Annotated in this window: 23 protein-coding genes; 10 read left to right on the plus strand and 13 right to left on the minus strand. The window is 69.1% G+C overall.

The genetic code is table 11. The features are described from left to right. Window positions 1–56 precede the first annotated feature (56 nt). The 5 genes from ACWCQK_RS06555 to dnaA form a co-directional block, all read right to left on the minus strand. Window positions 57–617 (minus strand): DUF721 domain-containing protein, encoded by a 561-nt coding sequence (locus ACWCQK_RS06555; RefSeq protein ID WP_451152560.1) that lies wholly within the window; start codon window positions 615–617, stop codon window positions 57–59. Further along, window positions 614–1738 carry a DNA replication/repair protein RecF gene (gene recF / locus ACWCQK_RS06560; protein ID WP_451152562.1) on the minus strand — a complete coding sequence of 375 codons (1125 nt, stop codon included), beginning with the start codon at window positions 1736–1738 and terminating at the stop codon, window positions 614–616. Before recF ends, ACWCQK_RS06555 begins: the two co-directional genes overlap by 4 nt. 75 nt (window positions 1739–1813) lie before the next feature. Beyond that, window positions 1814–2689, minus strand: coding sequence for a phosphogluconate dehydrogenase (NAD(+)-dependent, decarboxylating) (gene gnd, locus ACWCQK_RS06565; protein WP_451152564.1), 876 nt, complete (start codon window positions 2687–2689; stop codon window positions 1814–1816). Window positions 2690–2865: 176 nt separating this feature from the next. Beyond that, entirely contained in the window at window positions 2866–3996 is a 1131-nt protein-coding gene (gene dnaN, locus ACWCQK_RS06570; protein WP_385789637.1) for a DNA polymerase III subunit beta, read from the minus strand. An 893-nt stretch (window positions 3997–4889) separates the two neighbouring features. Next, window positions 4890–6830 carry a chromosomal replication initiator protein DnaA gene (dnaA, locus tag ACWCQK_RS06575; RefSeq protein WP_451152566.1) on the minus strand — a complete coding sequence of 647 codons (1941 nt, stop codon included), beginning with the start codon at window positions 6828–6830 and terminating at the stop codon, window positions 4890–4892. Between the two features lie 374 nt (window positions 6831–7204). Between dnaA and rpmH the strand changes: the two genes are divergently transcribed. From rpmH to ACWCQK_RS06620, 9 genes are all read left to right on the plus strand, one after another. Then, window positions 7205–7342 carry a 50S ribosomal protein L34 gene (gene rpmH / locus ACWCQK_RS06580; RefSeq protein ID WP_005482975.1) on the plus strand — a complete coding sequence of 46 codons (138 nt, stop codon included), beginning with the start codon at window positions 7205–7207 and terminating at the stop codon, window positions 7340–7342. A gap of 19 nt (window positions 7343–7361) precedes the next feature. Beyond that, complete coding sequence (gene rnpA, locus ACWCQK_RS06585; RefSeq protein WP_451152568.1) at window positions 7362–7733, plus strand: ribonuclease P protein component; 372 nt, start codon at window positions 7362–7364, stop codon at window positions 7731–7733. Beyond that, window positions 7730–8095, plus strand: a complete 366-nt coding sequence (gene yidD, locus ACWCQK_RS06590; protein WP_451152570.1) for a membrane protein insertion efficiency factor YidD — start codon at window positions 7730–7732, stop codon at window positions 8093–8095. Before rnpA ends, yidD begins: the two co-directional genes overlap by 4 nt. 3 nt (window positions 8096–8098) lie before the next feature. Further along, window positions 8099–9394, plus strand: a complete 1296-nt coding sequence (gene yidC, locus ACWCQK_RS06595) for a membrane protein insertase YidC (protein WP_451152572.1) — start codon at window positions 8099–8101, stop codon at window positions 9392–9394. A gap of 15 nt (window positions 9395–9409) precedes the next feature. After that, entirely contained in the window at window positions 9410–9922 is a 513-nt protein-coding gene (locus ACWCQK_RS06600) for a Jag family protein (protein ID WP_451152574.1), read from the plus strand. Between the two features lie 118 nt (window positions 9923–10040). Further along, a complete protein-coding gene (gene rsmG / locus ACWCQK_RS06605) occupies window positions 10041–10757 on the plus strand; it encodes a 16S rRNA (guanine(527)-N(7))-methyltransferase RsmG (RefSeq protein WP_451152576.1) in 717 nt (238 codons plus the stop codon). A 334-nt stretch (window positions 10758–11091) separates the two neighbouring features. Then, a complete protein-coding gene (locus ACWCQK_RS06610) occupies window positions 11092–12165 on the plus strand; it encodes a ParA family protein (RefSeq protein ID WP_451152979.1) in 1074 nt (357 codons plus the stop codon). Further along, complete coding sequence (locus ACWCQK_RS06615) at window positions 12162–13262, plus strand: ParB/RepB/Spo0J family partition protein (RefSeq protein WP_451152578.1); 1101 nt, start codon at window positions 12162–12164, stop codon at window positions 13260–13262. The genes ACWCQK_RS06610 and ACWCQK_RS06615 overlap by 4 nt, the downstream gene beginning before the upstream one ends. A gap of 327 nt (window positions 13263–13589) precedes the next feature. Continuing rightward, window positions 13590–14207, plus strand: coding sequence for a GNAT family N-acetyltransferase (locus tag ACWCQK_RS06620; protein WP_451152580.1), 618 nt, complete (start codon window positions 13590–13592; stop codon window positions 14205–14207). A gap of 94 nt (window positions 14208–14301) precedes the next feature. Here ACWCQK_RS06620 and trxA read toward each other — a convergent pair whose 3' ends face one another. From trxA to ACWCQK_RS06655, 7 genes are all read right to left on the minus strand, one after another. Beyond that, the gene (trxA, locus tag ACWCQK_RS06625) at window positions 14302–14634 is read right to left on the minus strand and encodes a thioredoxin (RefSeq protein WP_451152582.1); all 333 of its coding nucleotides are present in this window, start codon (window positions 14632–14634) and stop codon (window positions 14302–14304) included. Between the two features lie 40 nt (window positions 14635–14674). Continuing rightward, the gene (trxB, locus tag ACWCQK_RS06630) at window positions 14675–15643 is read right to left on the minus strand and encodes a thioredoxin-disulfide reductase (RefSeq protein ID WP_451152584.1); all 969 of its coding nucleotides are present in this window, start codon (window positions 15641–15643) and stop codon (window positions 14675–14677) included. Between the two features lie 180 nt (window positions 15644–15823). After that, window positions 15824–16744 (minus strand): anti-sigma factor family protein, encoded by a 921-nt coding sequence (locus tag ACWCQK_RS06635; RefSeq protein ID WP_451152586.1) that lies wholly within the window; start codon window positions 16742–16744, stop codon window positions 15824–15826. After that, window positions 16741–17466 (minus strand): RNA polymerase sigma factor SigM, encoded by a 726-nt coding sequence (gene sigM, locus ACWCQK_RS06640; protein WP_451152588.1) that lies wholly within the window; start codon window positions 17464–17466, stop codon window positions 16741–16743. The genes ACWCQK_RS06635 and sigM overlap by 4 nt, the downstream gene beginning before the upstream one ends. A 26-nt stretch (window positions 17467–17492) precedes the next feature. Further along, the gene (locus ACWCQK_RS06645) at window positions 17493–19205 is read right to left on the minus strand and encodes a protein kinase family protein (protein WP_451152590.1); all 1713 of its coding nucleotides are present in this window, start codon (window positions 19203–19205) and stop codon (window positions 17493–17495) included. Window positions 19206–19323: 118 nt separating this feature from the next. Beyond that, window positions 19324–21564 carry a murein biosynthesis integral membrane protein MurJ gene (gene murJ, locus ACWCQK_RS06650; protein WP_451152592.1) on the minus strand — a complete coding sequence of 747 codons (2241 nt, stop codon included), beginning with the start codon at window positions 21562–21564 and terminating at the stop codon, window positions 19324–19326. A 44-nt stretch (window positions 21565–21608) separates the two neighbouring features. Next, window positions 21609–24008, minus strand: coding sequence for a DUF6049 family protein (locus tag ACWCQK_RS06655; protein ID WP_451152594.1), 2400 nt, complete (start codon window positions 24006–24008; stop codon window positions 21609–21611). Between the two features lie 256 nt (window positions 24009–24264). Between ACWCQK_RS06655 and ACWCQK_RS06660 the strand changes: the two genes are divergently transcribed. Next, a complete protein-coding gene (locus ACWCQK_RS06660) occupies window positions 24265–25707 on the plus strand; it encodes a CCA tRNA nucleotidyltransferase (RefSeq protein WP_451152596.1) in 1443 nt (480 codons plus the stop codon). Window positions 25708–25818: 111 nt separating this feature from the next. Here ACWCQK_RS06660 and ACWCQK_RS06665 read toward each other — a convergent pair whose 3' ends face one another. Beyond that, complete coding sequence (locus ACWCQK_RS06665) at window positions 25819–26313, minus strand: LppU/SCO3897 family protein (protein ID WP_451152598.1); 495 nt, start codon at window positions 26311–26313, stop codon at window positions 25819–25821. Between the last annotated feature and the right edge of the window lie 50 nt (window positions 26314–26363).

The following is a 26363-nucleotide window of genomic DNA, read 5'->3' on the forward strand; positions in this document are numbered from 1 at the left end:
GTGAGGTACATCACCCCACGTCGGCCCCGCCCCAAGGCTTCGGGTCCGGCCTCGGGTCACCCGTAGGTGTCGCCCGGCCCGGTGCTGCCCGGGGCCCGCAGGGGGCCGTAGCGGCGCGTGGGACCACTGGGGCCGTACACCTTGATCAGCTTCACCGCGCCGTGGCCGAGGTCCTCGTTCAGCCGGGCCACCAGCGTCGGGGCGAGCAGGCGCAGGTTGGTCGCCCAGGCGGTGGAGTCGCAGCGCACCACCAGGACACGTTCGTCCTCGTCGTACTTCTCCGGAACGCAGTGATTGGCCACGTCCTCGCCGACGATCTCAGGCCAGCGGCCCATCACCCCGCCCACCGCGGCGGGCGTCTCCCAGCCGCGCTCGGTCAGCAGCCGGTTGATCGCGGAGCCGAGGGCCATGGGGTCACGCCTGTCGGCGCGCGCCCCGGAACGCAGGCCGCCGCCGCGGCGGGCCTGCTTCTTCTGCTGCGCCGCGTCCCCCCGCGCGCGTGCCTGTTCCCGCGCCGCCCGCAACGCCACGCGCGCGAGGTCCACGCCGGAGGGTTCGGGGGCCTTGCCCGAGGCGTCCGCGGGAGCCTTCTCGCGGGCCGGTTCGTCGGCGCTCATACGCGTTCCACCGCCCCGTCGGCCACGGCGTACCGCGCACCCGCCAGCACGTGCGGTACGTCGTCGTCGACCGCGGCCGTCACCAGGACCTGCTCACCGGGCGCGACGAGCTCGGCCAGGCGCTCCCGGCGGCGGGCGTCCAGCTCGGCGAAGACGTCGTCCAGGATCAGCACGGGTTCGTTGCCCTCGGCACGCAGCAGGTCGTAGGACGCCAGACGCAGCGCCAGCGCGTAGGACCAGGACTCGCCGTGCGAGGCGTACCCCTTGGCGGGCAGCTGACCGAGCTTGAGCACCGCGTCGTCGCGGTGTGGCCCCACGAGGGTGACCCCCCGCTCGATCTCCTGCTTGCGCGCCTCGGCGAGGGCGGCCATCAACTGGTCGTGGAGCTCCTCGCGGGTGTGGCCGGTGATACCGGGCGCGGACGGCTTGTACTCCACGGCGACCGGTCCGCCGCCCGGGGCCAGCTGCTCGTACGCCTTGTCGGCGAGCGGCTGGATCGCGGCGACCAGGTCGAGCCGCTGGGCGAGCAGCTCGGCGCCCACGCGCGCGAGGTGCTGGTCCCAGACGTCGAGCGTGGACAGGTCCATGGTGCGGCCGCCGTGGCGGCGGGCCAGCGCGGCCGACTTCAGGAGGGTGTTGCGCTGCTTGAGGACGCGTTCGTAGTCGGAGCGCACGCCGGCCATGCGCGGAGTGCGCGCGGTGATCAGCTCGTCGAGGAAGCGGCGCCGCTCGCCGGGGTCGCCCTTGACCAGGGCGAGGTCCTCGGGGGCGAACAGCACCGTCCGGACGATTCCCAGCACGTCACGAGGTCTGACCTGCGAGGACCTGTTGACGCGGGCACGGTTGGCCTTGCCCGGGTTGAGTTCGAGCTCGACCAGCTGCTGCCGTTCGCCCTGCTTGACCTGCGCCCGGATGATCGCGCGGTCGGCGCCCATGCGGACCAGGGGGGCGTCGGAGGCGACACGGTGGCTGCCCAGGGTGGCCAGATAGCCGACGGCCTCGACGAGGTTCGTCTTGCCCTGGCCGTTGGGGCCGACGAAGGCGGTGACGCCCGGGTCGAGCGGAACCTCGACCCGGGCGTACGAGCGGAAGTCGGCCAGCGACAGATGCGTGACGTGCATGCTCGTGAACCGACCTCCCCCAGATCCTTCGACCGCTGGTTACTGCTTCTCGCTACTGCCGTTACTGCTGTTCGGCTACTTCTTCTCGACCGCGTGCCCGCCGAACTGGTTGCGCAGAGCCGCGATCATCTTCATCTGCGGCGAGTCGTCCTGGCGGGAGGCGAAGCGGGCGAACAGCGAGGCCGTGATCGCGGGCAGCGGCACGGCGTTGTCTATCGCGGCCTCCACGGTCCACCGGCCCTCGCCGGAGTCCTGTGCGAAGCCCTTCAGCCGCTCCAGGTGCTCGTCGTCGTCGAGGGCGTTCACCGCGAGGTCCAGCAGCCAGGAGCGGATGACCGTGCCCTCCTGCCAGGACCGGAAGACCTCGCGCACGTCCGTGACGGAGTCGACCTTCTCCAGCAGCTCCCAGCCCTCGGCGTAAGCCTGCATCATGGCGTACTCGATGCCGTTGTGGACCATCTTCGCGAAGTGGCCCGCGCCGACCTTGCCGGCGTGCACCGAACCGAACGAACCCTCGGGCTTGAGGGCGTCGAAGACCGGCTGCACCTTGGCGACGTTCTCGGCGTCGCCGCCGTACATCAGCGCGTAACCGTTCTCCAGGCCCCAGACGCCGCCGGAGACGCCGCAGTCGACGAAGCCGATGCCCTTGGCCGCCAGCTCCTGCGCGTGCTTCTCGTCGTCCGTCCAGCGCGAGTTCCCGCCGTCCACCACGACGTCACCGGGCTCCAGCAGTTCGCCGAGCTCGTCGATCGTGGACTGGGTCGCGGCACCGGCCGGAACCATCACCCAGACCACGCGCGGGCCGGGGAGCTTGCCCACAAGCTCCTCCAGGCTGTGCACATCGGCGAGGTCCGCGTTGCGGTCGTATCCGACGACGGTGTGGCCCGCGCGGCGGATCCGCTCGCGCATGTTGCCGCCCATCTTGCCGAGGCCGACGAGACCGAGCTCCATCAGTTGTTCCTTAGGTTGCTGTGTGCGTGAGGGGGCACTTTCGTACCCATGTCCGAGCCTAAACCCGGACGGTCGCGCACACCTGTGGGCATACCCGCTCAAACGTACGCCCTCACCTGCGGCTTCGTCCGCGGTCCCGGGTTCTCCACCGGGGCCGCGAACGCTGTGGACGACGGTCAGCCGCTGAGCCGCACCGGCATGATCAGGTACTTGTAGGCGTCGTCCGCCTCGGCGTCCACCGCCGGCTTGCCGCTGAGCAGCGCGGGCTTCGTGGACGTCGTGAACGACAGCTGGGCCACCGGGGAGTCGATGGCGCTCAGGCCGTCGAGCAGGAAGGTCGGGTTGAAGGCGATGGAGATGTCGTCGCCCTCGAGCTGGGCGTCGACCCTTTCCACAGCCTGTGCGTCGTCACTGGAACCGGCCTCCAGGATGAGCACGCCCTGCTCGAAGCTGAGCCGCACCGGGGTGTTGCGCTCGGCGACCAGGGCCACGCGCTTGACGGCCTCCACGAAGGGGGCGGTCTCGATGACGGCCACGCTGTTGAACTCGGTCGGGAACAACGTGCGGTACTTCGGGAGGTCGCCCTCCAGGAGGCGGGTCGTCGTGCGACGGCCGGCACCCTCGAAACCGATCAGTCCCTCGCCGGCGCCCGAACCGGACAGTGCCAGGATGACGCTGTCGCCGCTCGTGAGCGCCTTGGCGGTGTCCAGGAGCGTCTTGGCGGGCACCAGGGCGACCGCGGACGCCTCCGGGTTCTCCGGCTTCCACAGGAACTCACGCACCGCGAAGCGGTAGCGGTCGGTGGAGGCCAGGGTGACGGTGTCGCCCTCGATCTCGATGCGCACACCGGTGAGCACCGGGAGCGTGTCGTCGCGGCCGGCCGCGATCGCGACCTGCTGCACGGCGGAGGCGAAGACCTCGCCGGGGACGGTGCCCGTCGCGTTCGGCATCTGGGGCAGTGCCGGGTATTCCTCCACAGGCAGTGTGTGGAGGGTGAACCGCGAGGAACCGCAGACCACCGTCGCCCGTACACCGTCTGTGGAGATCTCCACCGGCCGGTTGGGCAGGGCGCGGCAGATGTCGGCGAGCAGGCGGCCGGAGACGAGCACCGTGCCCTCCTCCTCGACCTCGGCCTCCACCGACACGCGTGCGGACACCTCGTAGTCGAAGCCGGACAGGCTCAGCTGGCCGTCCTCGGCCTTCAGCAGCAGGCCGGCGAGGACCGGCGCCGGCGGACGGGCCGGGAGGCTGCGCGCCGCCCAGGCCACGGCTTCCGCGAGTACGTCGCGTTCCACCCGGATCTTCACTGTTGCCGCCTCCTGCTGTTGCCGGCGCTTCTCGCCCTGCCTGGCCTTCGTCGTCTGTCTCGGTGTCGTCGGTCCCTGTGGCGGGAAGGACACCGGGGAACAGTCTGACGCACGGCACTGACAGTAGGTGCCGCTCGGGGTCAAGTCGTGACGAGGGGCAGCCGGGCGCCGAGGAGCGAGTTGTGCACAGGACCCCCTTCTAAACGGATTCTTCGCTCTCTCTAGTCGTCAGTAGTAGTAGGGGCTGTGGATACCGTGGATAACCCCGTTTTCCCAGCTCAGAGGCCAGATTTTGTCCACCGGCCCTGTGGGCGACGGCGGTGGACAACTCGGGGTTTCTGTGGAGAACAGAAAGTTCTGCACACTCCATGCACAGGTCGGGGCGACTTCTCCCCAGGACCGTCCCCAGCTTTACCCGCCTTTCCCACAGGCCAACCCGGCACCTTCGTGTGACGCCTTTCACTCGACCCGGTGAGGAGGTGCGTCGCGTTGCCGAACAGTGGACAGCCATGTGGAGAAGCCCGAGATCGCTGGGGACAACCGGCCTGGTCCTGTGGGTTGTCGGTGGACAACTTCATGCACAGCTTGTGGACCATCCCGTTGTCCACAGCCTGTGGAGATCCTTCGTCCACGAATCCACAACCACTTGACCTGGTCTGATGGTCCTTCAACAGGGTTGCCTGTGGACACGATCTGGACAACTCCGCAGTCCCCAGGATGTGGACGGGAGAAAGTCACCAAATCTGTGGAGAGTGGCCGTAACCCGGCGGGTAATCGAACAGCGGGTGACCCGGGGATGGCGGGGCAGGCGCCCGGAACGACGGAGGGCGCCCCCGGGATCTGGTCCCTGAGGCGCCCTCGTCGAGGCGTCCGCGGCGCGGTCAGCCGTCCGCTCAGCCGTTCTTGATGCGGTTGGTCAGCTCGGTCACCTGGTTGTAGATGGAGCGACGCTCGGCCATCAGATTGCGGATCTTGCGGTCCGCGTGCATGACCGTCGTGTGGTCCCGGCCGCCGAACAGCGCGCCGATCTTCGGCAGCGAGAGGTCCGTCAGCTCACGGCACAGGTACATGGCGATCTGCCGGGCCGTCACCAGCGCGCGGCCGCGCGAGGTGCCGCACAGGTCTTCCACCGTGAGCCCGAAGTAGTCGGCGGTGGCGCCCATGATGGCCGTCGAGGTGATCTCGGGTGCCGAGTCCTCGCCGCCGGGGATGAGGTCCTTGAGGACGATCTCGGTCAGTCCCAGGTCCACCGGCTGACGGTTGAGCGACGCGAACGCCGTCACCCGGATCAGCGCGCCCTCCAGCTCGCGGATGTTGCGCGAGATCCGCGAGGCGATGAACTCCAGTACCTCCGGCGGAGCGTTGAGCTGCTCCTGGACGGCCTTCTTCCGCAGGATCGCGATGCGCGTCTCCAGCTCGGGCGGCTGGACGTCGGTGATCAGGCCCCACTCGAAACGGTTCCGCAGCCGGTCCTCCAGCGTCACCAGTTGCTTGGGCGGCCGGTCGCTGGAGAGCACGATCTGCTTGTTGGCGTTGTGGAGCGTGTTGAAGGTGTGGAAGAACTCCTCCTGCGTCGACTCCTTGTCCGCCAGGAACTGGATGTCGTCGACGAGCAGGATGTCCATCTCGCGGTAGCGCTTGCGGAAGCTGTCGCCCTTGCCGTCGCGGATGGAGTTGATGAACTCGTTGGTGAACTCCTCCGAGCTCACGTACCGCACGCGTGTGCCCGGGTACAGGCTTCGCGCGTAGTGCCCGATCGCGTGCAGCAGGTGGGTCTTCCCGAGGCCCGACTCCCCGTAGATGAAGAGGGGGTTGTACGCCTTCGCGGGCGCCTCGGCGACGGCGACGGCGGCCGCGTGCGCGAACCGGTTCGAGGCACCGATGACGAAGGTGTCGAAGAGGTACTTGGGGTTCAGACGCGCGGTGGGTTCACCGGGCCCGGCCGTCGGCGCGGGCTTCGCGGCCAGCGGGCCGGGCGCGCCTGTGGTGGGCAGGTTCGGGCCGACCGGACCGCCGCGGTGCACGTGACCCGAACCGGCCGGTGGCTCGGGCAGGTCGCGGCGGACGGGGTCCCGCTGGTCGTAGTCCGCGCGCGCCGACTCGTAGTCGGAACGCTGCTGGTCGTACGGCGGCCGCTCCATGGACTGCGGGCGGTAGTCCTGCGACGGCGGGCCGTAGGAGTCGGACCCGCCGGAGCCGTAGGAGTCCTGGGAGGAGGAGCCGTACGCGTCCTGTGACGGGGAGCCGTAGGCATCGCGCGGCGGCGACGCGTACGGGTCGCGCTCCGGGAAGCCGAGGCGCTGCTGGTGCCAGCCGTACTCGTCCTGCGCCGGGCGCGGCCAGGCGCCGGGCTCGGGGCGCTGGTACTCGGACGGGTACGCGGGGCGGGCCGAGGGCATCTGGTCCCCTCGCGGGTGCGGACGCTGGTCGCCCTGCCCGCCGCCGGACGGGTCGGCGCGGTGGCGGCCGTACCCCTCGTACTGGCCGGAGGGGCGCTCGGGCTCCTCGTAGCGCGACTGCGGCTGGGAGGGGGGCGCCGGCGGGGCCGGGGGCTCGCCGGCGGAGTCGTCGACGGTGATCGCGATGCGGATCGGACGGCCGCACTCGCGGCTCAGGGTCTCGCTGACGACCGGGGCGAGGCGGCCTTCGAGCACACCTTTCGCGAACTCGTTCGGTACGGCGAGCAGGGCCGTGTCCGCCACCAGGGCGAGCGGCTGGCAGCGCCGGATCCAGTGCTCGTCCTTCACCTCGACGCCCTGCCCGCGCCCCTCGCCCAGAAGCTGTTCGAGTACGCGTGGCCACACTGCGGCAAGATCGGCAGGTACGTCAGCCACAGGGCACGCTCTCTCACGGGTCCCACGAACGTGTGGTTGTGGGACGGGTCGGGATTCAAATCGGGTGGGGCAGGGTCAAGGGAACGAATCGGAGTTCAGCCAAGGTAGTCAGGGCGACGGGTGCGGTTCAAGTTGTTGTCCCCAGCCTGTGGATAGTGTCTCCCGGTGACCCCTGGTTTGACCGGATGGCGTAGCCCCGCGTACCGTAACCAGGTCGAGTTGTCGATGGCTGCTGCCGCCTGCCTCCGATGGGCACAGATCGCGTTTCGGTGATCGGGAAGCGGTGCACTCGGGCGTAACGCGAGCTACTCGTGGGCGCACGGTGACAGCCAGGACGGCACCCCGCAAGACCGATTTATTTCTGGAGCCCCCGAGTGAGCAAGCGCACCTTCCAGCCGAACAACCGTCGTCGCGCCAAGACCCACGGCTTCCGCCTGCGGATGCGTACCCGTGCCGGCCGCGCGATTCTGGCGAACCGCCGCAGCAAGGGTCGCGCCAGCCTGTCCGCCTGATTTCACAGGTCATGACGTCGTGCTGCCTACCGAGCATCGGCTGAGGCGGCGCGAAGACTTCGCGACCGCGGTACGACGAGGCCGTCGGGCTGGACGCCCGCTCCTCGTCGTACACCTTCGTAGCGGTGTCACGGACCCGCACGCGCCTGGGGAGAGCGCTCCCCAGACACGTGCGGGTTTCGTCGTGAGCAAGGCTGTGGGTGGCGCGGTCGTGCGCAACAAGGTGAAGCGCAGACTGCGCCATCTGATGCGCGACCGAGTCGCCCTGTTTCCCCCCGGTAGCCTGGTAGTCGTACGAGCGCTGCCCGGATCGGGCGACGCCGACCATGCACAGCTGGCCCAAGACCTGGATGCCGCCGTTCAGCGGCTGCTGGGAGGGGGCGCGCGATGAAGTACCCGCTGCTGGCTCTGATCAAGCTGTACCAGTGGACGATCAGTCCTTTGCTGGGTCCGGTCTGCAAGTACTACCCGTCGTGCTCCCACTACGGCTACACGGCCATCGACCGGCACGGCGCGATCAAGGGAACGGCACTCACGGCCTGGCGCATTCTGCGGTGCAATCCGTGGTCGCTCGGCGGTGTGGACCATGTTCCGCCGCGCAAGCGTCCGCGATGGCATGAACTGCTGCGCAACGCCTGGCGCGCACGCAAGGGCGGGACCTCCGCCGCCGAACCGGCCACAGAGGGGCAGGGGATGTCGGACCTTCCCTCCAGCCCGGCCGCAGAGACCTCGTCCCATGTCCAAGGAGCATGATTAGTGGACACGATTGCCAGCTTCTTCAGCTTCATCACGACACCCGTTTCCTGGGTCATCGTCCAGTTCCACTCGGTGTACGGGGAGGTCTTCGGTCCCGACACGGGCTGGGCCTGGGGCCTGTCCATCGTGTCCCTGGTGATCCTGATCCGCATCTGTCTGATCCCGCTCTTCGTGAAGCAGATCAAGGCGACCCGGGCCATGCAGACGCTGCAGCCCGAGATGAAGAAGATCCAGGAGCGCTACAAGAACGACAAGCAGCGCCAGTCCGAAGAGATGATGAAGCTGTACAAGGAGTCGGGTACCAACCCGCTCTCCTCGTGCCTTCCCATCCTGGCGCAGTCCCCGTTCTTCTTCGCCCTGTACCACGTGCTCAACGGCATCGCGACGGGCTCGACGATCGGCGTCATCAACGAGTCGCTGCTCGCCAGCGCCCGTAAGGCGCACATCTTCGGTGCCCCGCTGGCGGCGAAGTTCACCGACGGCTCCTCGAAGGTGGAGTCGCTCGGCGCCTCCCTCACCGACGTCCGGGTCGTCACCGCGGTCATGATCGTCCTGATGTCGGCGTCGCAGTTCTACACGCAGCGCCAGCTGATGACGAAGAACGTCGACACCACGGTGAAGACCCCGTTCATGCAGCAGCAGAAGATGCTGATGTACGTCTTCCCGGTGATGTTCGCCGTCTTCGGCATCAACTTCCCGGTCGGTGTCCTCGTCTACTGGCTGACCACCAACGTGTGGACCATGGGCCAGCAGATGTACGTCATCCACAACAACCCGACCCCGGGTTCCAAGGCTCAGGCCTCGTACCTGGAGCGCCTGTACAAGCACGTCACGCACCACGGCGCGACTCGCAACCGCCGTGAGAAGGCCATCGTCAAGGCCATCGTGTCCAAGGGCCGCGACCGCAACGAGTTCGAGCGCAAGTTCATCAACGGCCTGAGCAAGGCCGGTCTCGTGGCGCAGGCCGACGGCAGCGTGACCAAGAGCGAGAGCCAGGTCGCTCTCCAGACCGAGGACGGTGCGCCCGCTCCCGTCGCCAAGCGGCAGCAGCCCAAGCGCCAGAGCAAGGCCCAGCGTCAGACCGGCGGCCCGAAGGCCGCGGGCGAGAGCGAGTCCGAGCCCGAGTCGCCGACCACGTCGCTGAGCAAGTCCGACGACGAGCCGGAGGACGCCAAGCCGGCCGCGGCCCCGAAGAACACCGCCTCGAAGCCCGGCAACGGCGGCGGTACCCGCAGCAAGGCCCAGTCCGGCCAGCGCAAGGGCCCGCAGCGCCCCAAGTCCCCGTCCAAGAAGTAAGAAGGAGCCCATCCCGTGACGGAAGGCACCACCTCCGCCGCTGCCGAGGGTGCAGACACCCTGTCCCGCCTGGAGCAGGAGGGCGAGATCGCGGCGGACTACCTCGAGGGTCTGCTGGACATCGCTGACCTCGACGGCGACATCGACATGGACGTCGAGGCCGACCGCGCCTCTGTCTCGATCATCAGCGACGCCGCAGGGCGGGACCTGCAGAAGCTGGTCGGCCGGGACGGCGAGGTGCTCGAGGCACTGCAGGAGCTGACCCGTCTGGCCGTCCACCGGGAGACCGGGGACCGCAGCCGGCTGATGCTGGACATCGACGGCTACCGGGCCAAGAAGCGCACCGAGCTCTCCGAGCTGGGTGCCAAGTCCGCGGCCGAGGCCAAGAGCACCGGCGAGCCCGTCAAGCTGCGGCCGATGACCCCGTTCGAGCGCAAGGTCGTGCACGACGCGGTCAAGGCGGCGGGTCTGCGCAGCGAGTCCGAAGGCGAGGAGCCCCAGCGGTTCGTCGTCGTGCTGCCCAACTGATTCGGTACGTACGTTCTCCCGGCCCCGTCTGTTGCGCAGGCGGGGCCGGTCTTTGTCAGCCTGGTAGTTCTGGTGGTCGGCGCTCGCAGCGCCGATGCGGTACGGAAGGACGGTCCCCGTGACGGAGGCAGCGGAGCTCCCCCCTGCGCCCGAACAGGCGCGTGACGTATTCGGTGGTCGCTTCGACGATGCGGTCCGGTACGCCGAGCTCCTGGCCGAGGCAGGAGTGCAGCGCGGGCTCATCGGCCCACGAGAGGTACCCCGCCTGTGGGAGAGGCACCTGCTGAACTGCGCGGTGCTGTCCGAGGTCGTGCCCGAGGGGGTGACGGTGTGCGACGTCGGCTCAGGCGCGGGCCTGCCGGGTATCCCGCTGGCGCTGGTCCGTGAGGACCTGAAGATCACCCTGCTGGAGCCCCTGCTGCGGCGCACGAACTTCTTGTCCGAGGTCGTCGAGCTCCTGGGGCTCGATCACGTGACCGTCGTCCGCGGTCGCGCGGAGGAAGTCATGGGCACGCTGCAGCCGGTCCATGTGGTGACGGCCCGAGCCGTGGCTCCCCTGGACCGGCTGGCCGCCTGGGGCATCCCGCTGCTGCGTCCGTACGGGGAGATGCTCGCACTCAAGGGCGACACCGCGGAGGAGGAGCTGAAGAGCGCGGCCACCGCACTGAGCAAGCTCGGTGCGGTCGAGACGTCCATCCTGCATGTGGGTGAGGGCGTCGTGGACCCGTTGTCCACGGTGGTCCGGGTCGAGGTCGGCGAGAGCCCCGGAGGCGTGCGGTTCGCCGCGAAGCGGGCGAAGGCGGCGCGAACAGGACGAACCCGTCGTCGGCGCTGACGGTGAAGAGGTGCCTGTGATGGCTATCTCTGATCAGTCCTGACAGTGAGACGTACTCCACACAAGCTTCCCCGCCTACGCACCCCGGAGTGTCGCGAAGGTCCGGCCACAACCGCTGTGCATCGTGTTTCACGTGAAACGTCGCTCCCTGCTGCATGGAATCATCAGCCGTGGCCGCGCTGCGGCCGAACCCCGCGACCGTAAGCCTCTCGGATCTCTCGGGGAGACCCCTGCTGTGATGGCCGAGGTGTCCCCCAGAGGGGGCACGGAGTTGTCCACAGAGGTGGTTTTCTCCACACAACCCCAGGGCTCACTGGTTCACGACCCCGGAGGCATGGGAGGCTCTGTTCATAGCGAGCCTGAAGTCGAGGAGAGTGAATCCTTGCGGTCCGACGCCAACATCGCGGGACCGATGACCGATCCGGTCCCCGGTCCCCGTACCGAGTCGATGGGGGAGGATGTTTCACGTGAAACACCGCCCCCCATGGACGACACACCGATCGGTCGTGCTGCCCAATTGGCAATGGAGGCGCTAGGCCGCGCCGGCGAAGGTCTGCCACGGCCCCACCAGACCCGCGTCATGGTGGTGGCCAACCAGAAGGGCGGTGTGGGCAAGACGACGACCACCGTCAACCTTGCCGCCTCCCTGGCCCTGCACGGGGCCAGGGTGCTCGTGATCGACCTCGACCCGCAGGGCAACGCGTCCACCGCGCTGGGGATCGACCATCATGCCGAGGTCCCGTCCATCTACGACGTCCTGGTCGACAGCAGGCCGCTTGCGGAGGTCGTCCAGCCCGTTCCTGATGTCGAGGGTCTCTTCTGCGCCCCCGCCACGATCGATCTCGCCGGTGCGGAGATCGAGCTCGTGTCTCTCGTGGCACGAGAGAGCCGGTTGCAGCGGGCGATCCAGGCGTACGAGCAGCCGCTGGACTACATCCTCATCGACTGCCCGCCCTCGCTCGGCCTGCTGACGGTCAACGCGATGGTCGCGGGTGAAGAAGTCCTCATCCCGATCCAGTGCGAGTACTACGCACTGGAAGGTCTGGGGCAGCTGCTGCGCAACGTCGACCTGGTGCGGGGGCACCTCAACCCCGCCCTGCATGTGTCGACCATCCTGCTCACCATGTACGACGGCCGGACGCGTCTGGCGTCCCAGGTCGCGGACGAGGTGCGCACTCACTTCGGTGACGAGGTGCTGCGGACGAGCATTCCTCGCTCGGTCCGTATCTCCGAGGCGCCGAGCTACGGGCAGACGGTACTGACATACGATCCAGGATCGAGCGGTGCCCTCTCCTATCTTGAGGCGGCACGAGAACTCGCGCTGAAGGGTGTCGGCGTCAGCTACGACGCGACACAAGCCCACATCGGCGCCCAGAGCGACCCGAGCATGGTGGAGGGGATCCAGTGAGTGAGCGACGGAGGGGGTTGGGCCGTGGGCTCGGCGCCTTGATCCCTGCTGCACCGACAGAGAAGACGCCGACCCCGGCCGCTCTGGGAAGCACGGTTGTTCCGGCTCCCTCGGGGGTCCCGACGTTGACCACGGACCGCGGGGTGGCCGCGGCCAAGGTGGCGACTCTGCCGCCCGTTTCACGTGAAACCGAGGAGCTGCCGCCGAGCGGCACCGCGGAGACCCCCGCGTCTCCCATGGGCGCTCACTTCGCCGAGCTCCCGCTCGACTCCATCACGCCGAACCCCCGGCAGCCGCGTGAGGTGTTCGACGAGGACGCCCTCCAGGAGCTGATCACCTCCATCCAGGAGGTCGGCCTCCTCCAGCCGGTCATCGTCCGGCAGGTGGGTCCCGCTCGCTATGAGCTCATCATGGGTGAGCGGCGCTGGCGGGCATGCCGTGAGGCGGGCCTTGAGGCGATCCCCGCGATCGTGCGGGCCACGGACGACGAGAAGCTCCTCCTGGACGCCCTCCTGGAGAACCTGCACCGGGCACAGCTGAACCCGCTGGAAGAGGCAGCCGCCTACGACCAGTTGCTCAAGGACTTCAACTGCACCCACGACCAACTGGCCGACCGCATCGGGCGGTCCCGTCCGCAGGTCTCCAACACCCTGCGTCTGCTGAAGCTTTCGCCGGCCGTTCAGCGTCGGGTGGCCGCCGGGGTGCTCTCCGCGGGACACGCTCGGGCGCTGCTCTCTGTCGACGACTCGGAGGAGCAGGACCGTCTCGCTCACCGGATCGTGGCTGAGGGCCTCTCGGTGCGGGCCGTGGAGGAGATCGTGACCCTCATGGGGTCCCGTCCGCAGACGGCGCAGCGCTCCAAGGGCCCGCGCGCGGGGGCGCGGGTGTCTCCCGCTCTCACCGACCTCGCGGGCCGTCTCTCGGACCGCTTCGAGACACGGGTGAAGGTCGACCTGGGACAGAAGAAGGGCAAGATCACCGTCGAGTTCGCCTCCATGGAGGACCTCGAGCGGATCCTGGGATCACTCGCCCCCGGCGAGGGTCCGGTCCTGCAGAAGGGTCTCCAGGACAGCGAACCCGAGGACTCGGAGGACTGAGCTCCCCGGACCGACAGGGTGGTTGCCCTCGGCCGGTCGACAGAGCAGGCTGTGTCCGGTGTATGCCGGAACACGGCCTGCTCTTTGCTTTCTGGCGGTATCGATGGAATCGCATCGTGGATACGATGCGAGGGGAATGGCGCATCCACCTGGCAGCACCTCAAGTGGGAGGGCGGGGGCCATGCGATCGATGAGCCGGACCGGACTGGTGAGCGCTGGACTCGGGCTGGGCGCGGTCGGCGGGTTCGTCGGCAGCCTGCTCAGGGAACGGAGCGCTCTGACAGCCGCCCGCGACGCCGCGGGCGAAGGAAGCGAGGAACAGCCTCCATGGGGCGTCGGCTCGTACCGCTCACGCTGGACAACCTTCAGGACCTTCCCAGGCGCTGTCGTTCGTGTGTCTTCTGGGAGCTGGATCCCGTCAGCGGTCAGGCCGCGGTAAGGGAAGGCACCGCCGGCCTGGAGAAGGAAGGCTGGATCTCCGCGGTCCTCCTGGACTGGGGATCATGCGGCCGGGTCGCCTACGTCGATGACGTACCGGTGGGCTTCGTGCTGTACGCGCCTCCGGCCTATGTACCTCGTTCCACGGCCTTTCCCACGAGTCCTGTCTCACCGGACGCGGTGCAGCTGATGACCTCTTTCATCATGCCGGGCTACCAGGGGCAGGGGCTGGGCCGGGTGATGGTGCAGACCGTCGCCAAGGATCTGCTGCGACGGAATTTCAGGGCGATCGAGGCCTTCGGTGACGCCCACTGGAAAGAACCCGCCTGCGTGCTTCCCGCCGACCATCTGCTGGCCGTGGGCTTCAAGACGGTCAGGCCGCATCCCGCGTACCCGCGTATGCGCCTGGAGCTGCGGACGACGCTCTCCTGGAAAGAGGACGTCGAGATGGCACTGGACCGGCTGCTGGGGGCCGTGCAGAAGGAGCCGGCGTTGCGGCCCCTGTGATCCACGACTGGCATGCGAATGGGCCAACCCATCCGGGTTGGCCCATTCGTGTTTCACGTGAAACATGCGCCGCTGATCAGACGGCTCAGGAACGTCACTCGGCGATGAAGTCCTCGAGGTCGCGGACGATCGCGGCCTTCGGCTTCGCGCCGACGATGGTCTTGGCGACCTCGCCGTTCTGGTACACGTTCAGGGTCGGGATCGACATGACACCGTACTTGGCGGCCGTACCCGGGTTCTCGTCGATGTTGAGCTTGACGACCTCGATCTTCTCGCCGTACTCGGCGGCGATCGCCTCGAGCGAGGGCGCGATCTGGCGGCACGGACCGCACCAGGCGGCCCAGAAGTCCACCAGTACGGGCTTGTCGCTCTTGAGGACGTCCTGCTCGAAGGATGCGTCGGTCACGTTCTTGAGGGTGCCGGCCACAGCGGGCTCCTTACTGGTTGTGCGTGGGGCGGATGGGGGATCAGACAGAGGTCTTCTCGGGCTCGGCCTGCTCCTCGTCCGCGAGGGCGGCGAGGAAGCGCTCGGCGTCGAGGGCGGAGGAGCAACCGGTGCCCGCCGCGGTGATCGCCTGACGGTAGGTGTGGTCGACCACGTCACCGGCGGCGAAGACACCGGTCACGTTCGTCCGCGTGGACGGCGCGGCGACCTTGAGGTAGCCCTCGTCGTCCAGGTCGAGCTGGCCCTTGAACAGCTCCGTGCGGGGGTCGTGGCCGATCGCGATGAACAGGCCGGTGACCGCCAGGTCGGAGAGCTCGCCGGTCTTGAGGTTGCGCAGCTTCAGACCGGCCAGCTTCGGGTCGCCCTGGATCTCGGCGACCTCGCTGTCCCAGACGAACTTGATCTTCGGGTCGGCGAAGGCACGCTCCTGCATCGCCTTGGAGGCGCGCAGGGTGTCCCGGCGGTGGACGATCGTCACGGACTTGGCGAAGCGGGAGAGGAAGGTCGCCTCCTCCATCGCGGTGTCGCCGCCGCCGATCACGGCGATGTCCTGGTCCCTGAAGAAGAAGCCGTCACAGGTGGCACACCAGGAGACGCCTCGGCCGGAGAGGGCGTCCTCGTTGGGCAGACCGAGCTTGCGGTGCTGCGAGCCGGTGGTGACGATGACGGCCTTCGCCTTGTGGACCGTGCCCGAGGTGTCCGTGACCGTCTTGATCTCACCGGTCAGGTCGACGGAGACGACGTCGTCCGGGATGAGCTCGGCCCCGAAGCGCTCGGCCTGGGCACGCATGTTGTCCATGAGCTCGGGGCCCATGATGCCGTCGCGGAAGCCCGGGAAGTTCTCCACTTCGGTGGTGTTCATCAGCGCGCCGCCCGCGGTGACGGCGCCCTCGAACACCAGCGGCTTCAGCGACGCGCGCGCGGTGTAGAGCGCCGCCGTGTAGCCGGCGGGCCCGGAGCCGATGATGATCACGTTTCGGACGTCACTCACGGCTAGATTCCTCGTCTCTGGACTGCGTCGTACGACCGGTGGAGCCCCTGTCAGAACTCTCACCCCACCCAACGGATCCTAAGGGGCGCGCATTCCCGCTGTGTCCGCGCACACGGAGAGGCGACTCCGCGGCGGATTTCCGGTCGGTGGCAGGGGACGCGTCGAGCGCCTCCTACGCGGTCAGGGACGCGCGTAGGAGTGCGTGAGAAGCACCTCGGCCGTGGCGGACGAGGGGTGGCTCACACAGGTCGCGTCCACGATGTAGACGGTGACCCGATCGGTGTCCGAGGGGTTGGAGAGCACGACGAGGAGTGCCTCAGTCCCCTGGTAGACGCCTTCCTCGGTCGCGAGCGCCGCGTCGTCGCGGCCGATGCCTTCCTGGACACAGGACGGGACGGTAGGCACTCTCAAGACCTTGGGCCCGCTGGTGGGCGGATTGGACGTCACGCCCAGGCCGTGCGGGTTGCGGGTGCCGGTGGAGTTCTGGGTCAGGAGGAGTGTCGCGACCCGTCGCTCGAGAGTCCCTTCGGAGAAGGTGTCGACGGTGGCGGTCTGGTGTCCCCCCGCCGAATTCCCCGGCGTGCTGTCGTTCCACAGCGAGGACAGCAGCACCGCACCCAGTCCCAGGGCAGCGGCAGCGAAGGCCGTCCCCAGGATGGTGACCTTGCGGTGCGCACGCCGTCGGCCGTTCTTGCGTCCCGGACCGGTAGAAGGGGTGCGGGCATGTCCGGCGGGGCGGTCCGCCGTGGCTGATGTTTCACGTGAAACATGTGTGCTGCCGTCCACGCCGACGGTGGAACGGGCGACGGGCAGCGAGACGGAGGCGCCTGCGGCATTCGGTGCCGTGGCGTCGAGCAGTGCCTCCGCGGCGAGGGCGGCGTCGATGCGGCTCGCGACCTCGGCAGGCATCCGGGGTGCCCCGGGGAGTGTTCCGAGCAGCCCTCGGATCTCCTCCAGCGACGCCCGTACGTCGGCGCAGAGCTCACATCCGTCCAGATGCCGGCGTACTTCAGCGGTACGGGACGGTGGGAGGAGCCCCTCGGTGAGGTCGGAGATCTCCGCGACGTCCGGGTGTCCGGCCATGTCCGTCGTGGATGTCACGCTCGCCCACCTCCGCCCTTCACAGCAGCTGAATCGCCTGATCCTGGATCACGGGAAGCCGCGTCGTGCGGTCCCGCTGCGGGTGGGACGGATGTCCCCTGCGCACGGTTCCGTCCTTCACCCTGATGACCGCTGTGACCGGCTCTCTCCGGCCGTAGGTGGGTGAGCAGCGGCAGGAGTCTGGCTCTGCCCCGGGCACAGCGGCTCTTCACCGTCCCGGTGGGTACGTCGAGCACGCGGGCGGCTTCGGCGACGGGGTAGCCCTGCATGTCCACCAGGACGAGAGCGGCCCGCTGATCGTGCGGGAGCGTGCCGAGCGCCTCCAGGAGCTGGCGGTGCAGATCGTTGCGCTCGGCCGGGGCCGAGGCCGACTCGTGCGGCTCCAGCAGTTGTTCCAGGCGCTCGGTGTCGTCGACCGGCGAGGTCTTGCGCGAGGCGGCCTTGCGGGCGCGGTCCAGACACGCGTTGACGGTGATGCGATGCAGCCACGTCGTGACGGCCGACTGGCCGCGGAAGGTATGCGCGGCCCGGTAGGCGGAGACGAGGGCGTCCTGGACGGCGTCAGCGGCTTCCTCGCGGTCGCCCAGCGTACGCAGGGCGACCGCCCAGAGTCGGTCGCGGTGGCGGCGTACGAGCTCGCCGAAGGCGTCGGAGTCACCCTCGACGTGGCGGGCGAGCAGGTCCTGGTCGCTCACCCCGTCGTATCCGGCGCCCTCCGCCATCGGCCCCCTCCCCCTCCGGTGAGACGTCAGCCCGTGAACTTCACGTCGGTGATGGCCTGCTTGTAACCGGAGCCGCTGTACTCGTCCTTGCCTGAGTACGGCACCGCGGTCAGCCAGACGAGAACGTACCGGGTCTTCACGGCCTTCTTGGTGGAGATCTTCAGTTCCGTGCCGGAGGTCGTGCCATCGGCGATCCGCTTCATGGAACTGAGCGGCGTGGACGACGACAGGGAATCGGCGGCGTACAGGGACACCGAGGTGTGGTCGCCGTCGTAGTTCAGCCCTATCGAGGCGCCCGACACCTCCTGGGCGGAGCCGAGGTCGTAGACGATGCCCACGCCCTGCTTGTAGGGCGCCAACACGGGCCCGCCGTTGAAGGAGTAGGTCCGCCAGTAGGTGGAGCTCTTGCCGTCGTAGGTGAGATTCGCGTCGCTGGGGTGCTGCGGCTTGCCGTCCGGGTAGTACTCCGCCGCGTCCTGGATGCGGAGGGACTTGACCGGCTTGGTCTGCTCGCTGTTCTTGTCGTTGTCGTCCGTCGTCCGGGTCTGGTCGGTGTCGTCGGACGAGTTGCCCTGGTCCATCAGGGCGTCCGCGAGCTGCCAGCTGCCGAGGCCCAGGGCGGCGATCAGGAGCGCCGAGACGGCCCACTTCAGCACCTTGCCGGTGCGGCTCTGCAACGGCGGCGGCGGGGCCGCCACGGGCTGCGTGGCACGGGGTGAGGGCCGTCCGTAGGTGCCCTGCTGGTACGTCGTGCGCTGGTACTCGGGCGGTGCGGTGAAGGCGGGCTCCGGCGGACGGATGCGGGGCATCTCGCCGATCGCCTTCACCAGCTCCTCGGGCGTGGTGCACGGCGCTTCGTGACGCGAGGCCGTGGCGCCGTCGTTGGCGAGCGCCCGCATGGCCAGCTCGGACAGTCCGCGGTGGATGTGGGCGCGCACCTGGTCGGGGGCGATGAGGCCGACGTCCTTGGGCAGGCCGGAGAGGCCGTAGGCGTCGTTCTCGTACGGCCAGCGCTGGGTGAGCGCCGCGTACAGCAGGGCGCCGATCGCTTCGGTGTCGGTGCGCTGCGGGGACTCGGAACTGATGCCGCGCAGCGCGGCGTTCACGGCGAGACCGCGGATGCGCCACTGACCGGTGGAGGCGCGCAGTACCGCGTTGGGGTTGAGGCGCAGATGGGCGAGGCCCTCGCGATGGGCGGCGGCCATCGCGGAGGCGATCTGGCTGACCATCTGGTAGGCGTCGTGCGGCTCCAGCGGTCCAGAGGACAGCAGAGTGGTCAGTTCGGTGGCGTCAGGCAGCCATTCGTGGACGACGTAGACGAGGTCGTTCTCCTCCACGGCGTCCAGTACCTGGACGAACCGGGGATCGCCCAGCAGCGCCGAGGCGCGGGCCGCGGCCAGCACGGAACGCGCCCGCGCGTGGTCCGCCGGCAGTACGTGAACTCCTACGGCGCGACGGAGCTTCTCGTCGACCGCGCGCCAACTGCTGAATCCGTCCAGACGGGTGACGCACTCTTCGAGGCGATAACGTCTGGCGAGCTTGTGGCCGCTGTGCAGCTCGGGCGCTGAGACTTTCCCAGGACGTTCCGTCCCGCCACTCCCCTGTGCCTCGTCGATGTCCGTGTCCCGCTCCCGGTTCTGGGCCACCCCGTCGGCCGTGGACTGGTCCGCCTGTGCGGTCAGCGGCGTGTCGCCGCTGTTGTCTGCCACGTCGACGGCAGCCGTGCTCCGTTCCGCCACCGTCGTCCCTGCCTCCCCATCCATCACGCGCCGTACGACGTCGAATCCAATTGTGCCCACAGTCTGCCGCTATGCACGACACACGAAGGCGGACGATGGTTGTGCGACTACCCCCGCCTCAGCGCCCCAGACGCCCGCGCACCATGCCGACGAGGGAGTTGAGCTCCTCGATGCGCATCCGGCGGGCGGCGACGTAGAAGATTCCGAGCAGGACGGCGCCGCCGACCACCAGCGCCGCGAAGGAGCCTGCGACCCCCTGGCCCAGCGAGTGGCCGATGCCGTAACAGACCGCGCCGGCCAGCAGTGCGGCCGGTACCGAGGCGATGCACAGTCGTGCGTACGTACGCAGCACCCGCGTGCCGTCCAGGTCGCCGCCCAGCCGCTTACGCAGTCGGCGCCACGCGACGCCGACGCCGATGGCGTAGGCGACGCCGTACGCGGCCGCCATGCCCACCACCGCCCACCGTGCCGGGACCAGGAAGTAGCACAGGAGCGAGACGCCGGCGTTGACCGCCGCCACGATCACCGTGTTGTAGAAGGGGGTCCGGGTGTCCTCGTAGGCGTAGAAGGCACGCAGCACCACGTACTGCACGGAGTAGGGGATCAGGCCGAGACCGAACGCCATGAGCATGAAGCCCATGTTGGTGGCTTCGCTGGTGCCGGAGGAGCCGAAGATCAGCGTGCACATCGGGATGCCGAGGGCGAGGAAGCCGAAGGCGATGGGCACGATCGCGACGGCCGTGGTGCGCAGACCCTGGGAGATGTCTTCGCGGACGGCGCCGCCGTCCCCCTCGGCCGCCGAGCGGGAGATCCGCGGCAGCAGCGCGGCCATCAGGGAGACGGTGATGATGGCCTGCGGCAGGCCCCAGATCAGCTGGGCGTTGGCGTAGGCCGCGAAGCCGGTGCCCTCGACGCGCGAGTCCTTGCCTGCGGCGGTGGACAGCTGGGTCACGACCATGGCGCCCGCCTGGTTGGCGAGGACGAACAGCACGGTCCACTTGGCGAGCATCGCGGCCTTGCCGAGGCCGTGGCCCTTCCAGTCGAAGCGCAGCCGCGGCCGGAAACCCGTCTCGCGCAGGTAGGGGATCATCGCGAGGGCCTGGACGACCAGGCCGAGCAGGACGCCGATGCCGAGCAGCCGCTGGCCTTCCGGCGGGATGCTGCCGGCCGTCATCCCCGAGCTGCCGGCGGTGCCGTAGACCCAGATGAACATGCCGAGCGTCACGATGATGACGATGTTGTTCAGGACCGGCGTCCACATCATCGCGCCGAACCGGCCGCGCGCGTTGAGGATCTGCCCCATCACCACGTGGACGCCCATGAAGAAGATCGAGGGCAGGAAGTAGCGGGTGAAGGTGACGGCGACCTCGTTGGCCGCCGGGTCGTTGGCGACCCCGACCGACAGCATGCGCACCAGGAGCGGTGCGGCGAACATCGCCAGCGCGGTCAGCAGGCCGAGCGCCACCATCACGAGGGTCAGCAGCCGGTTGGCGAAGGCCTCGCCGCCGTCCTCGTCCTCCTTCATCGCCCGCACGAGCTGCGGCACGAAGACGGAGTTGAGGCCGCCGCCGACGGTGAGGATGTAGATCATCGTCGGGAGCTGGTAGGCGACCTGGAAGGAGTCGCCGAGAAGGCCGAGGCCGAGGGCCGAGACGATCAGCGCGGAGCGGACGAAGCCGGTGAGCCGCGAGACCATCGTGCCCGCGGCCATGATGGCGCTCGACTTCAGCAGGCCCGAGGCGCGCCCGCCCTTCTTCACAGCGGGAGCCGGCGCGGGAGTCTCGGCCGCGGGAGGCCGCGGGGGCGCCTGGTACTGACCCACGGGACCCGCGGCCGCCGTGTGAGCGCTCGCGGGACCCGGCACCGCGGCCGACTCCCACGACGGGCGTACGGCGCCCTGCTGCTGGTCCCGGAAGAGATGCGCGAAGGCGTCCGGCTCCTGGTGCTCCTCGCCGGCCTGGGTGACCAGGTCGTCGACGCCCACGAACTGGGTCGTCCGCGGGTCCTCGCCGAACGGCATGTACTGGGTCGGACCCGCGGGCTCGGGCGCCGGGGTCTGGGCCCACACGCGCGGGTCGGGGGCGTACGGGGACTGGGGCGGCTGGGCGTACAGCGGCTGCTGCGGCTGGTACGTGCCCGGAGGCGGCGGCGGATGCGCCGCACGGTCGTAGAGCGCCTCGGCGACCGGGTCCTGGGCGGAGAGGTCCTGCGCCCGGTAGGGATCCTGGTCGTAGGCGTCCTGGAGGTACATGTCCGCCGGGTGCTGCGGCGGCACCTGGCCGTGCTCGGGCGGCGGGCCCTCGGGGTGACCCGAGCTGCCCGCGGCCTGGCCGCGGTCACCGTCGTACGGCGCGTTCATGGTTACCCCACCTCATCGTCCCGGGCCCACCGGCCACGACATCCTCAACGGTCCACTCTCTCACCCGTGCCGGACGGGTCGGCGCTTTCCGCTGCGGTGTCCGGTGTCGGGTCACTCGCCTGCTCCGGGTCGTCCGCTCCGGACAGAGTGCCGGACGCGTCCCCGAGACGGCCAGCGGGGCCCTCGGGGCTCTTCGGGCCGTCGAGCGCGTCACCGGTCCCGTCGGGGCCGTTCTCGCCGTTCTCCTGGTCGTCCCGGGCCGCCGCGCGCTTGCGCTGGGTGTACATCCGGAACCCGGCCAGGACGAGGAGCAGGACGCCGCCGCCGATGACCAGCATCACGGTGGCTGTGATCTCGGTGACCTTCACGTCGAAGGTCACGGCCGTGCCGTACTCCTGGCCGTCCTGCGTGTACAGCTGGGCGATCACCGTGGTCTGGCCGTTGACGTTGGCGGTCGTGCCGAACTTCACCGTCTGGCTGTGGCCGCCGGAGACCGCGATCGGCCGCTCGGAGTAGACGTTCCCGTCGATCTTGAGCCGGGTCGGGTTGGTCGAGGTGAGCCGCAGCACCAGATGGTCGACGCCCTGCACCAGGTTGTTCTGCACGGTCACGGGGATCGTGGCACTGCGGCCGGAGAGCTTGGTGTCGGACTTGTCGATCAGCTTGACCTGCCCGGTCAGCGTGTCGAGATAGGCCTCGACCCCCTGACGGAAGGTGCTCGCCTCGGTGGACCGGCCGCGCCACGACGTCGACATCTCGCGGTTCAGGGCTCGCCCGAACGGCGTCACGACGCGGGACTCGTCGGTCAGGATCACCTGGAAGTTGTCGAGCTTGTCCTGTGTGCTCGCGATCTGCTCGAAGGCGGACCTCGGCAGTTCCCTGCCGCGCAGGGAGGAGGGGTACTTCGACGCCGACGGGATCCTGGTGGTGGCGCCCGGGTCCGGCTTGGCCTTGGCGGCCGCCGTGAGCTCCTGCGCCTGTGACCAGTTCCCGCTCTGGAGGGCACTCAGCGCAGCGGCCATCGCCTGCGCCTGGCTCCCGGTCGGCATGCGCTGCGGGGCCACGACGACGCTGCGCTGCTTGTCCGTCTGGAGGCCGAGCGTGAGGCTCTGGGCGAGGAACTGCTGCACGGCGAGCGTGGAGTCCGCGGCCTTCGTCAGATCGCCCTGGAAGGCCCTGGACAGGCGCGCGTCCGCGACCACCGCCGTGGTGCCACCGCCGACCGGGCGGGCCGCCGAGGGCGTGTAGGACAGGTTCCCGGTCTCCCTCAGGCTGTCACTGCGGGCGATCACCTTGTCGGCACCCGCGGAGGTGGCGACCTTGACGATCGACGGGTCGACGGCGCCGTCCACGGGCCAGGCGAATTCCGTGCTCGGCGTCACGTGGAGGATCGGCTCCACCGTGTTGGCGACGACATCGGAGGCCGCCTTGAGGTGACTGAGGGAGCCGCTGACGCTCGTGCCGTTGTGGGCGAGGGAGGCCAGGTCCGGGTCGGCGAAGGGCAGGGCGACCACCTCCCTGTCCACCACGGCCTTCTGGAGTTCCGCGAGCCACTGCTTGGCCACGGCCTGGTGGGTGCCCGCCGTGGTGGTGTCTCCCTCGCCACGGACCCGGTAGCTGCGGGTCATCGCGTCGACGGAGGCGAGCAGGTCGGGGTCGATCACCCACGTGACGTCGAGGTTCTTCCCCAGGGCCAGGAGCTGGTCGAGCCGGCCACCGGGGGAGATCTCCCCGGCCAGGTCGTCATTGAGGAAGACCGGCGTCTGCTGTTCGTTCGAACCGGTCTCCGCCGTCATGTGGACGGTCGAGACGAGCGGCCACAGGACCGTCGTCTTCGTCCTCGTGTCCGCCTCACCCGGCTGCCACGGCAGGAACGTCCGCTGGATGCCCAGTTCCCGTTCCCACGGCTGCGCGGCCGTCTGCCCGGAGAGCGAGACGCCGAGCGGGTAGACCCCGTCCGCACCGAGATTCAGCTTGTCGACCGGTACGGAGATGCTGAAGTGCTGTGCGACGCCCGGAGCGAGCTTGGCGAACTCGTCCACGTACGCGGCGCCGACCTCCGGGCCGTCCGAGCTCGAGACCCGGTCGGCGTGGTCGGCGGCGTCGTCGATCGCCGAGCGCGTGGTCAGGACCGATCCCACCCGGAGTCCGACATGGGCGTCACTGATCGACTGCTTGCCGTTGTTCGTCACGGTGCCGGAGACGGTCACGGTGTCCCCGTCGGTCGGCGCGGACGGGGTGAGGGTGTCGATGGAGACGGACACCGTCCGGGAGCCGGAGGCGGCCCGTACGGAGTCCTGTGCGGCGGCCTGGGCGGACGAGGCGGCGGGCAGCTGGACCAGACCGGCCAGCAGTGGCGCCCCGGCGAGCAGCGCCCCGGTGCGCCGCAGCCACCGGCGGGCAGGTGAGGGACTGGTCCCCTGGAAGTCTGCCGCCTCGGCCACGCGCTCGCCCGTCCCTCGTCGTCGTCAGTGGTCGTCGGAATGTGCGTCCACGCATGGTAACGATGCGCGCTGAGGGGAAGTGCCGCGGACCGGTCCACAAGATCGGTGCGCGGCCGGTGGTCCGTCTGCTATCTGCTCATATAAAGAGGAGCGGCGATGTATGTCACAAGGGCAAGCCTTGTGGGTCTATCGGAGTGGATGTCCAGGTCGCTTAATGCGGGCGCTCCGGGCCGCCCGGGCCACGTACCCTCTTCTGGTGCCGAACGCCAACGAAGACACCTCCAGTGCCCTGAGCCAGGTGCAGCACCACGCGGTCAGTGAGCTGCTGCGAGTCGCCCCTGTCGCCGACGACCTCGCCCGCCGCTTCCAGGAGGCCGGGTTCTCACTCGCCCTGGTGGGCGGTTCGGTCCGGGACGCGTTGCTGGGCCGGCTCGGCAACGACCTGGACTTCACGACGGACGCCCGGCCCGAGGACGTACTGAAGATCGTGCGGCCGTGGGCGGACGCTCTGTGGGAGGTCGGGATCGCCTTCGGCACCGTCGGGGCGCAGAAGGACGGCTACCAGATCGAGGTGACCACCTACCGGTCCGAGGCGTACGACCGCACCTCGCGCAAGCCCGAGGTCTCGTACGGCGACTCCATCGAGGAGGACCTCGTCCGCCGCGACTTCACGGTGAACGCGATGGCCGTGGCGCTGCCGGCGAAGGAGTTCATCGACCCGCACGGCGGGCGTGAGGACCTCGCCGCCCGGGTGCTGCGGACCCCGGGTACGCCGGAGGACTCGTTCTCCGACGACCCGCTGCGGATGATGCGGGCCGCCCGGTTCGCCGCCCAGCTCGACTTCGAGGTGGCCCCCGAGGTCGTCACCGCGATGAGCGAGATGGCCGGACGTATCGAGATCGTCTCCGCGGAGCGCGTGCGGGACGAGCTGAACAAGCTGATCCTGTCCACGCACCCGCGCAAGGGCCTGAGCCTGCTGGTCGACACCGGACTGGCCGAGTACGTGCTGCCCGAGCTGCCCGCCCTGCGCCTGGAGAGCGACGAGCACCACCGGCACAAGGACGTCTACGAGCACACCCTGATCGTTCTGGAGCAGGCGATCGCGCTGGAGGAGAACGGGCCCGACCTCACACTCCGGCTGGCCGCGCTGTTGCACGACATCGGCAAGCCGCGCACCCGCCGCTTCGAGAGCGACGGCCGGGTCTCCTTCCACCACCACGAAGTGGTCGGGGCGAAGATGACCAAGAAGCGCATGACGGCGCTCAAGTACTCCAATGAGCTGGTGAAGGACGTTTCGCAGTTGGTCGAACTCCACCTGCGCTTCCACGGCTACGGCACCGGCGAGTGGACGGACTCGGCCGTACGGCGCTACGTCCGTGACGCCGGCCCCCTGCTCGACCGGCTCCACAAGCTGACCCGGTCGGACTGCACCACGCGCAACAAGCGCAGGGCGGCCGCTCTCTCTCGGGCCTACGACGGTCTGGAGGAGCGCATCGGGCAGCTGAAGGAGAAGGAAGAGCTGGACTCCATCCGGCCCGACCTCGACGGCAACCAGATCATGGAGATCCTGGGCGTCGGCCCGGGGCCGGCTGTCGGCAGCGCGTACAAGCATCTCCTGGAGCTCCGGCTGGAGAACGGGCCGATGGAGCACGACGCGGCGGTGGCGGCGCTCAAGGAGTGGTGGGCCGAGCAAGGCTGAAAGCGCAGAGGGCGGGGCCATGTTTCACGTGAAACATGGCCCCGCCCTCGTAGCGATCAGGGGCGGTGTTTCACGTGAAACACCGCCCCTGATCTTTGAGTCGACGAGGTCTTACTTGACTTCGTTCAGGCAGAGCACGACGTCGTGGCCGTTGCCGGACTGGACGTAGGAGATCGTCGCGTCCGCGACGGTGCCGCACTTGCTGTCGTCACTGGTGCCGTCGAACTTCTCCACGACCTTGTACTGGGCGTCGCTGGAGGAGCAGTCGACCTCGTTGAGGTCGGCCTTGCTGTCCGTTCCGTCGTTGTGCATGCAGGAGCCCACCGAGGTGGTCTCCGCGTCGGTCTCGCTCGCCCAGAAGCCGATGCCGAACTTTATGAGGCCGATGATGACGGCCACGACGATCACACCGACGATCCGCATGACCTTCTTGCCGGCGCTCCGGCCCGGAGCGGGCGGCGGAGGAACCGGACCGCCCTGGTTGGGGAACGGTGCGTAGGGCGCACCCTGCGGCGGAACCCCGGGCTGGACGGGCTGCTGCCCCGCGGGCGGCGGAGGCGTCTGGGCGTACGGGTTCTGGCCCTGAGGCGGCGGCGGAGTTGTCACGTTGGGGGTCCCCCTAGAACATGGATGCGCTGGGCGCGAAGTAAGACCCA

The organism is Streptomyces sp. NPDC002306 (genome assembly GCF_053593435.1).

Excerpts from the sequence above, each read along its gene's own strand:
- recF (WP_451152562.1), bottom strand. The coding sequence starts at position 1,738 with ATGCACGTCACGCATCTGTCGCTGGCCGACTTCCGCTCGTACGCCCGG.
- yidD (WP_451152570.1), top strand. The coding sequence starts at position 7,730 with ATGAAGTACCCGCTGCTGGCTCTGATCAAGCTGTACCAGTGGACGATC.
- gnd (WP_451152564.1), bottom strand. The coding sequence starts at position 2,689 with ATGGAGCTCGGTCTCGTCGGCCTCGGCAAGATGGGCGGCAACATGCGC.
- ACWCQK_RS06555 (WP_451152560.1), bottom strand. The coding sequence starts at position 617 with ATGAGCGCCGACGAACCGGCCCGCGAGAAGGCTCCCGCGGACGCCTCG.
- sigM (WP_451152588.1), bottom strand. The coding sequence starts at position 17,466 with ATGGCGGAGGGCGCCGGATACGACGGGGTGAGCGACCAGGACCTGCTC.
- ACWCQK_RS06610 (WP_451152979.1), top strand. The coding sequence starts at position 11,092 with ATGGGAGGCTCTGTTCATAGCGAGCCTGAAGTCGAGGAGAGTGAATCC.
- murJ (WP_451152592.1), bottom strand. The coding sequence starts at position 21,564 with ATGAACGCGCCGTACGACGGTGACCGCGGCCAGGCCGCGGGCAGCTCG.
- ACWCQK_RS06620 (WP_451152580.1), top strand. The coding sequence starts at position 13,590 with ATGGGGCGTCGGCTCGTACCGCTCACGCTGGACAACCTTCAGGACCTT.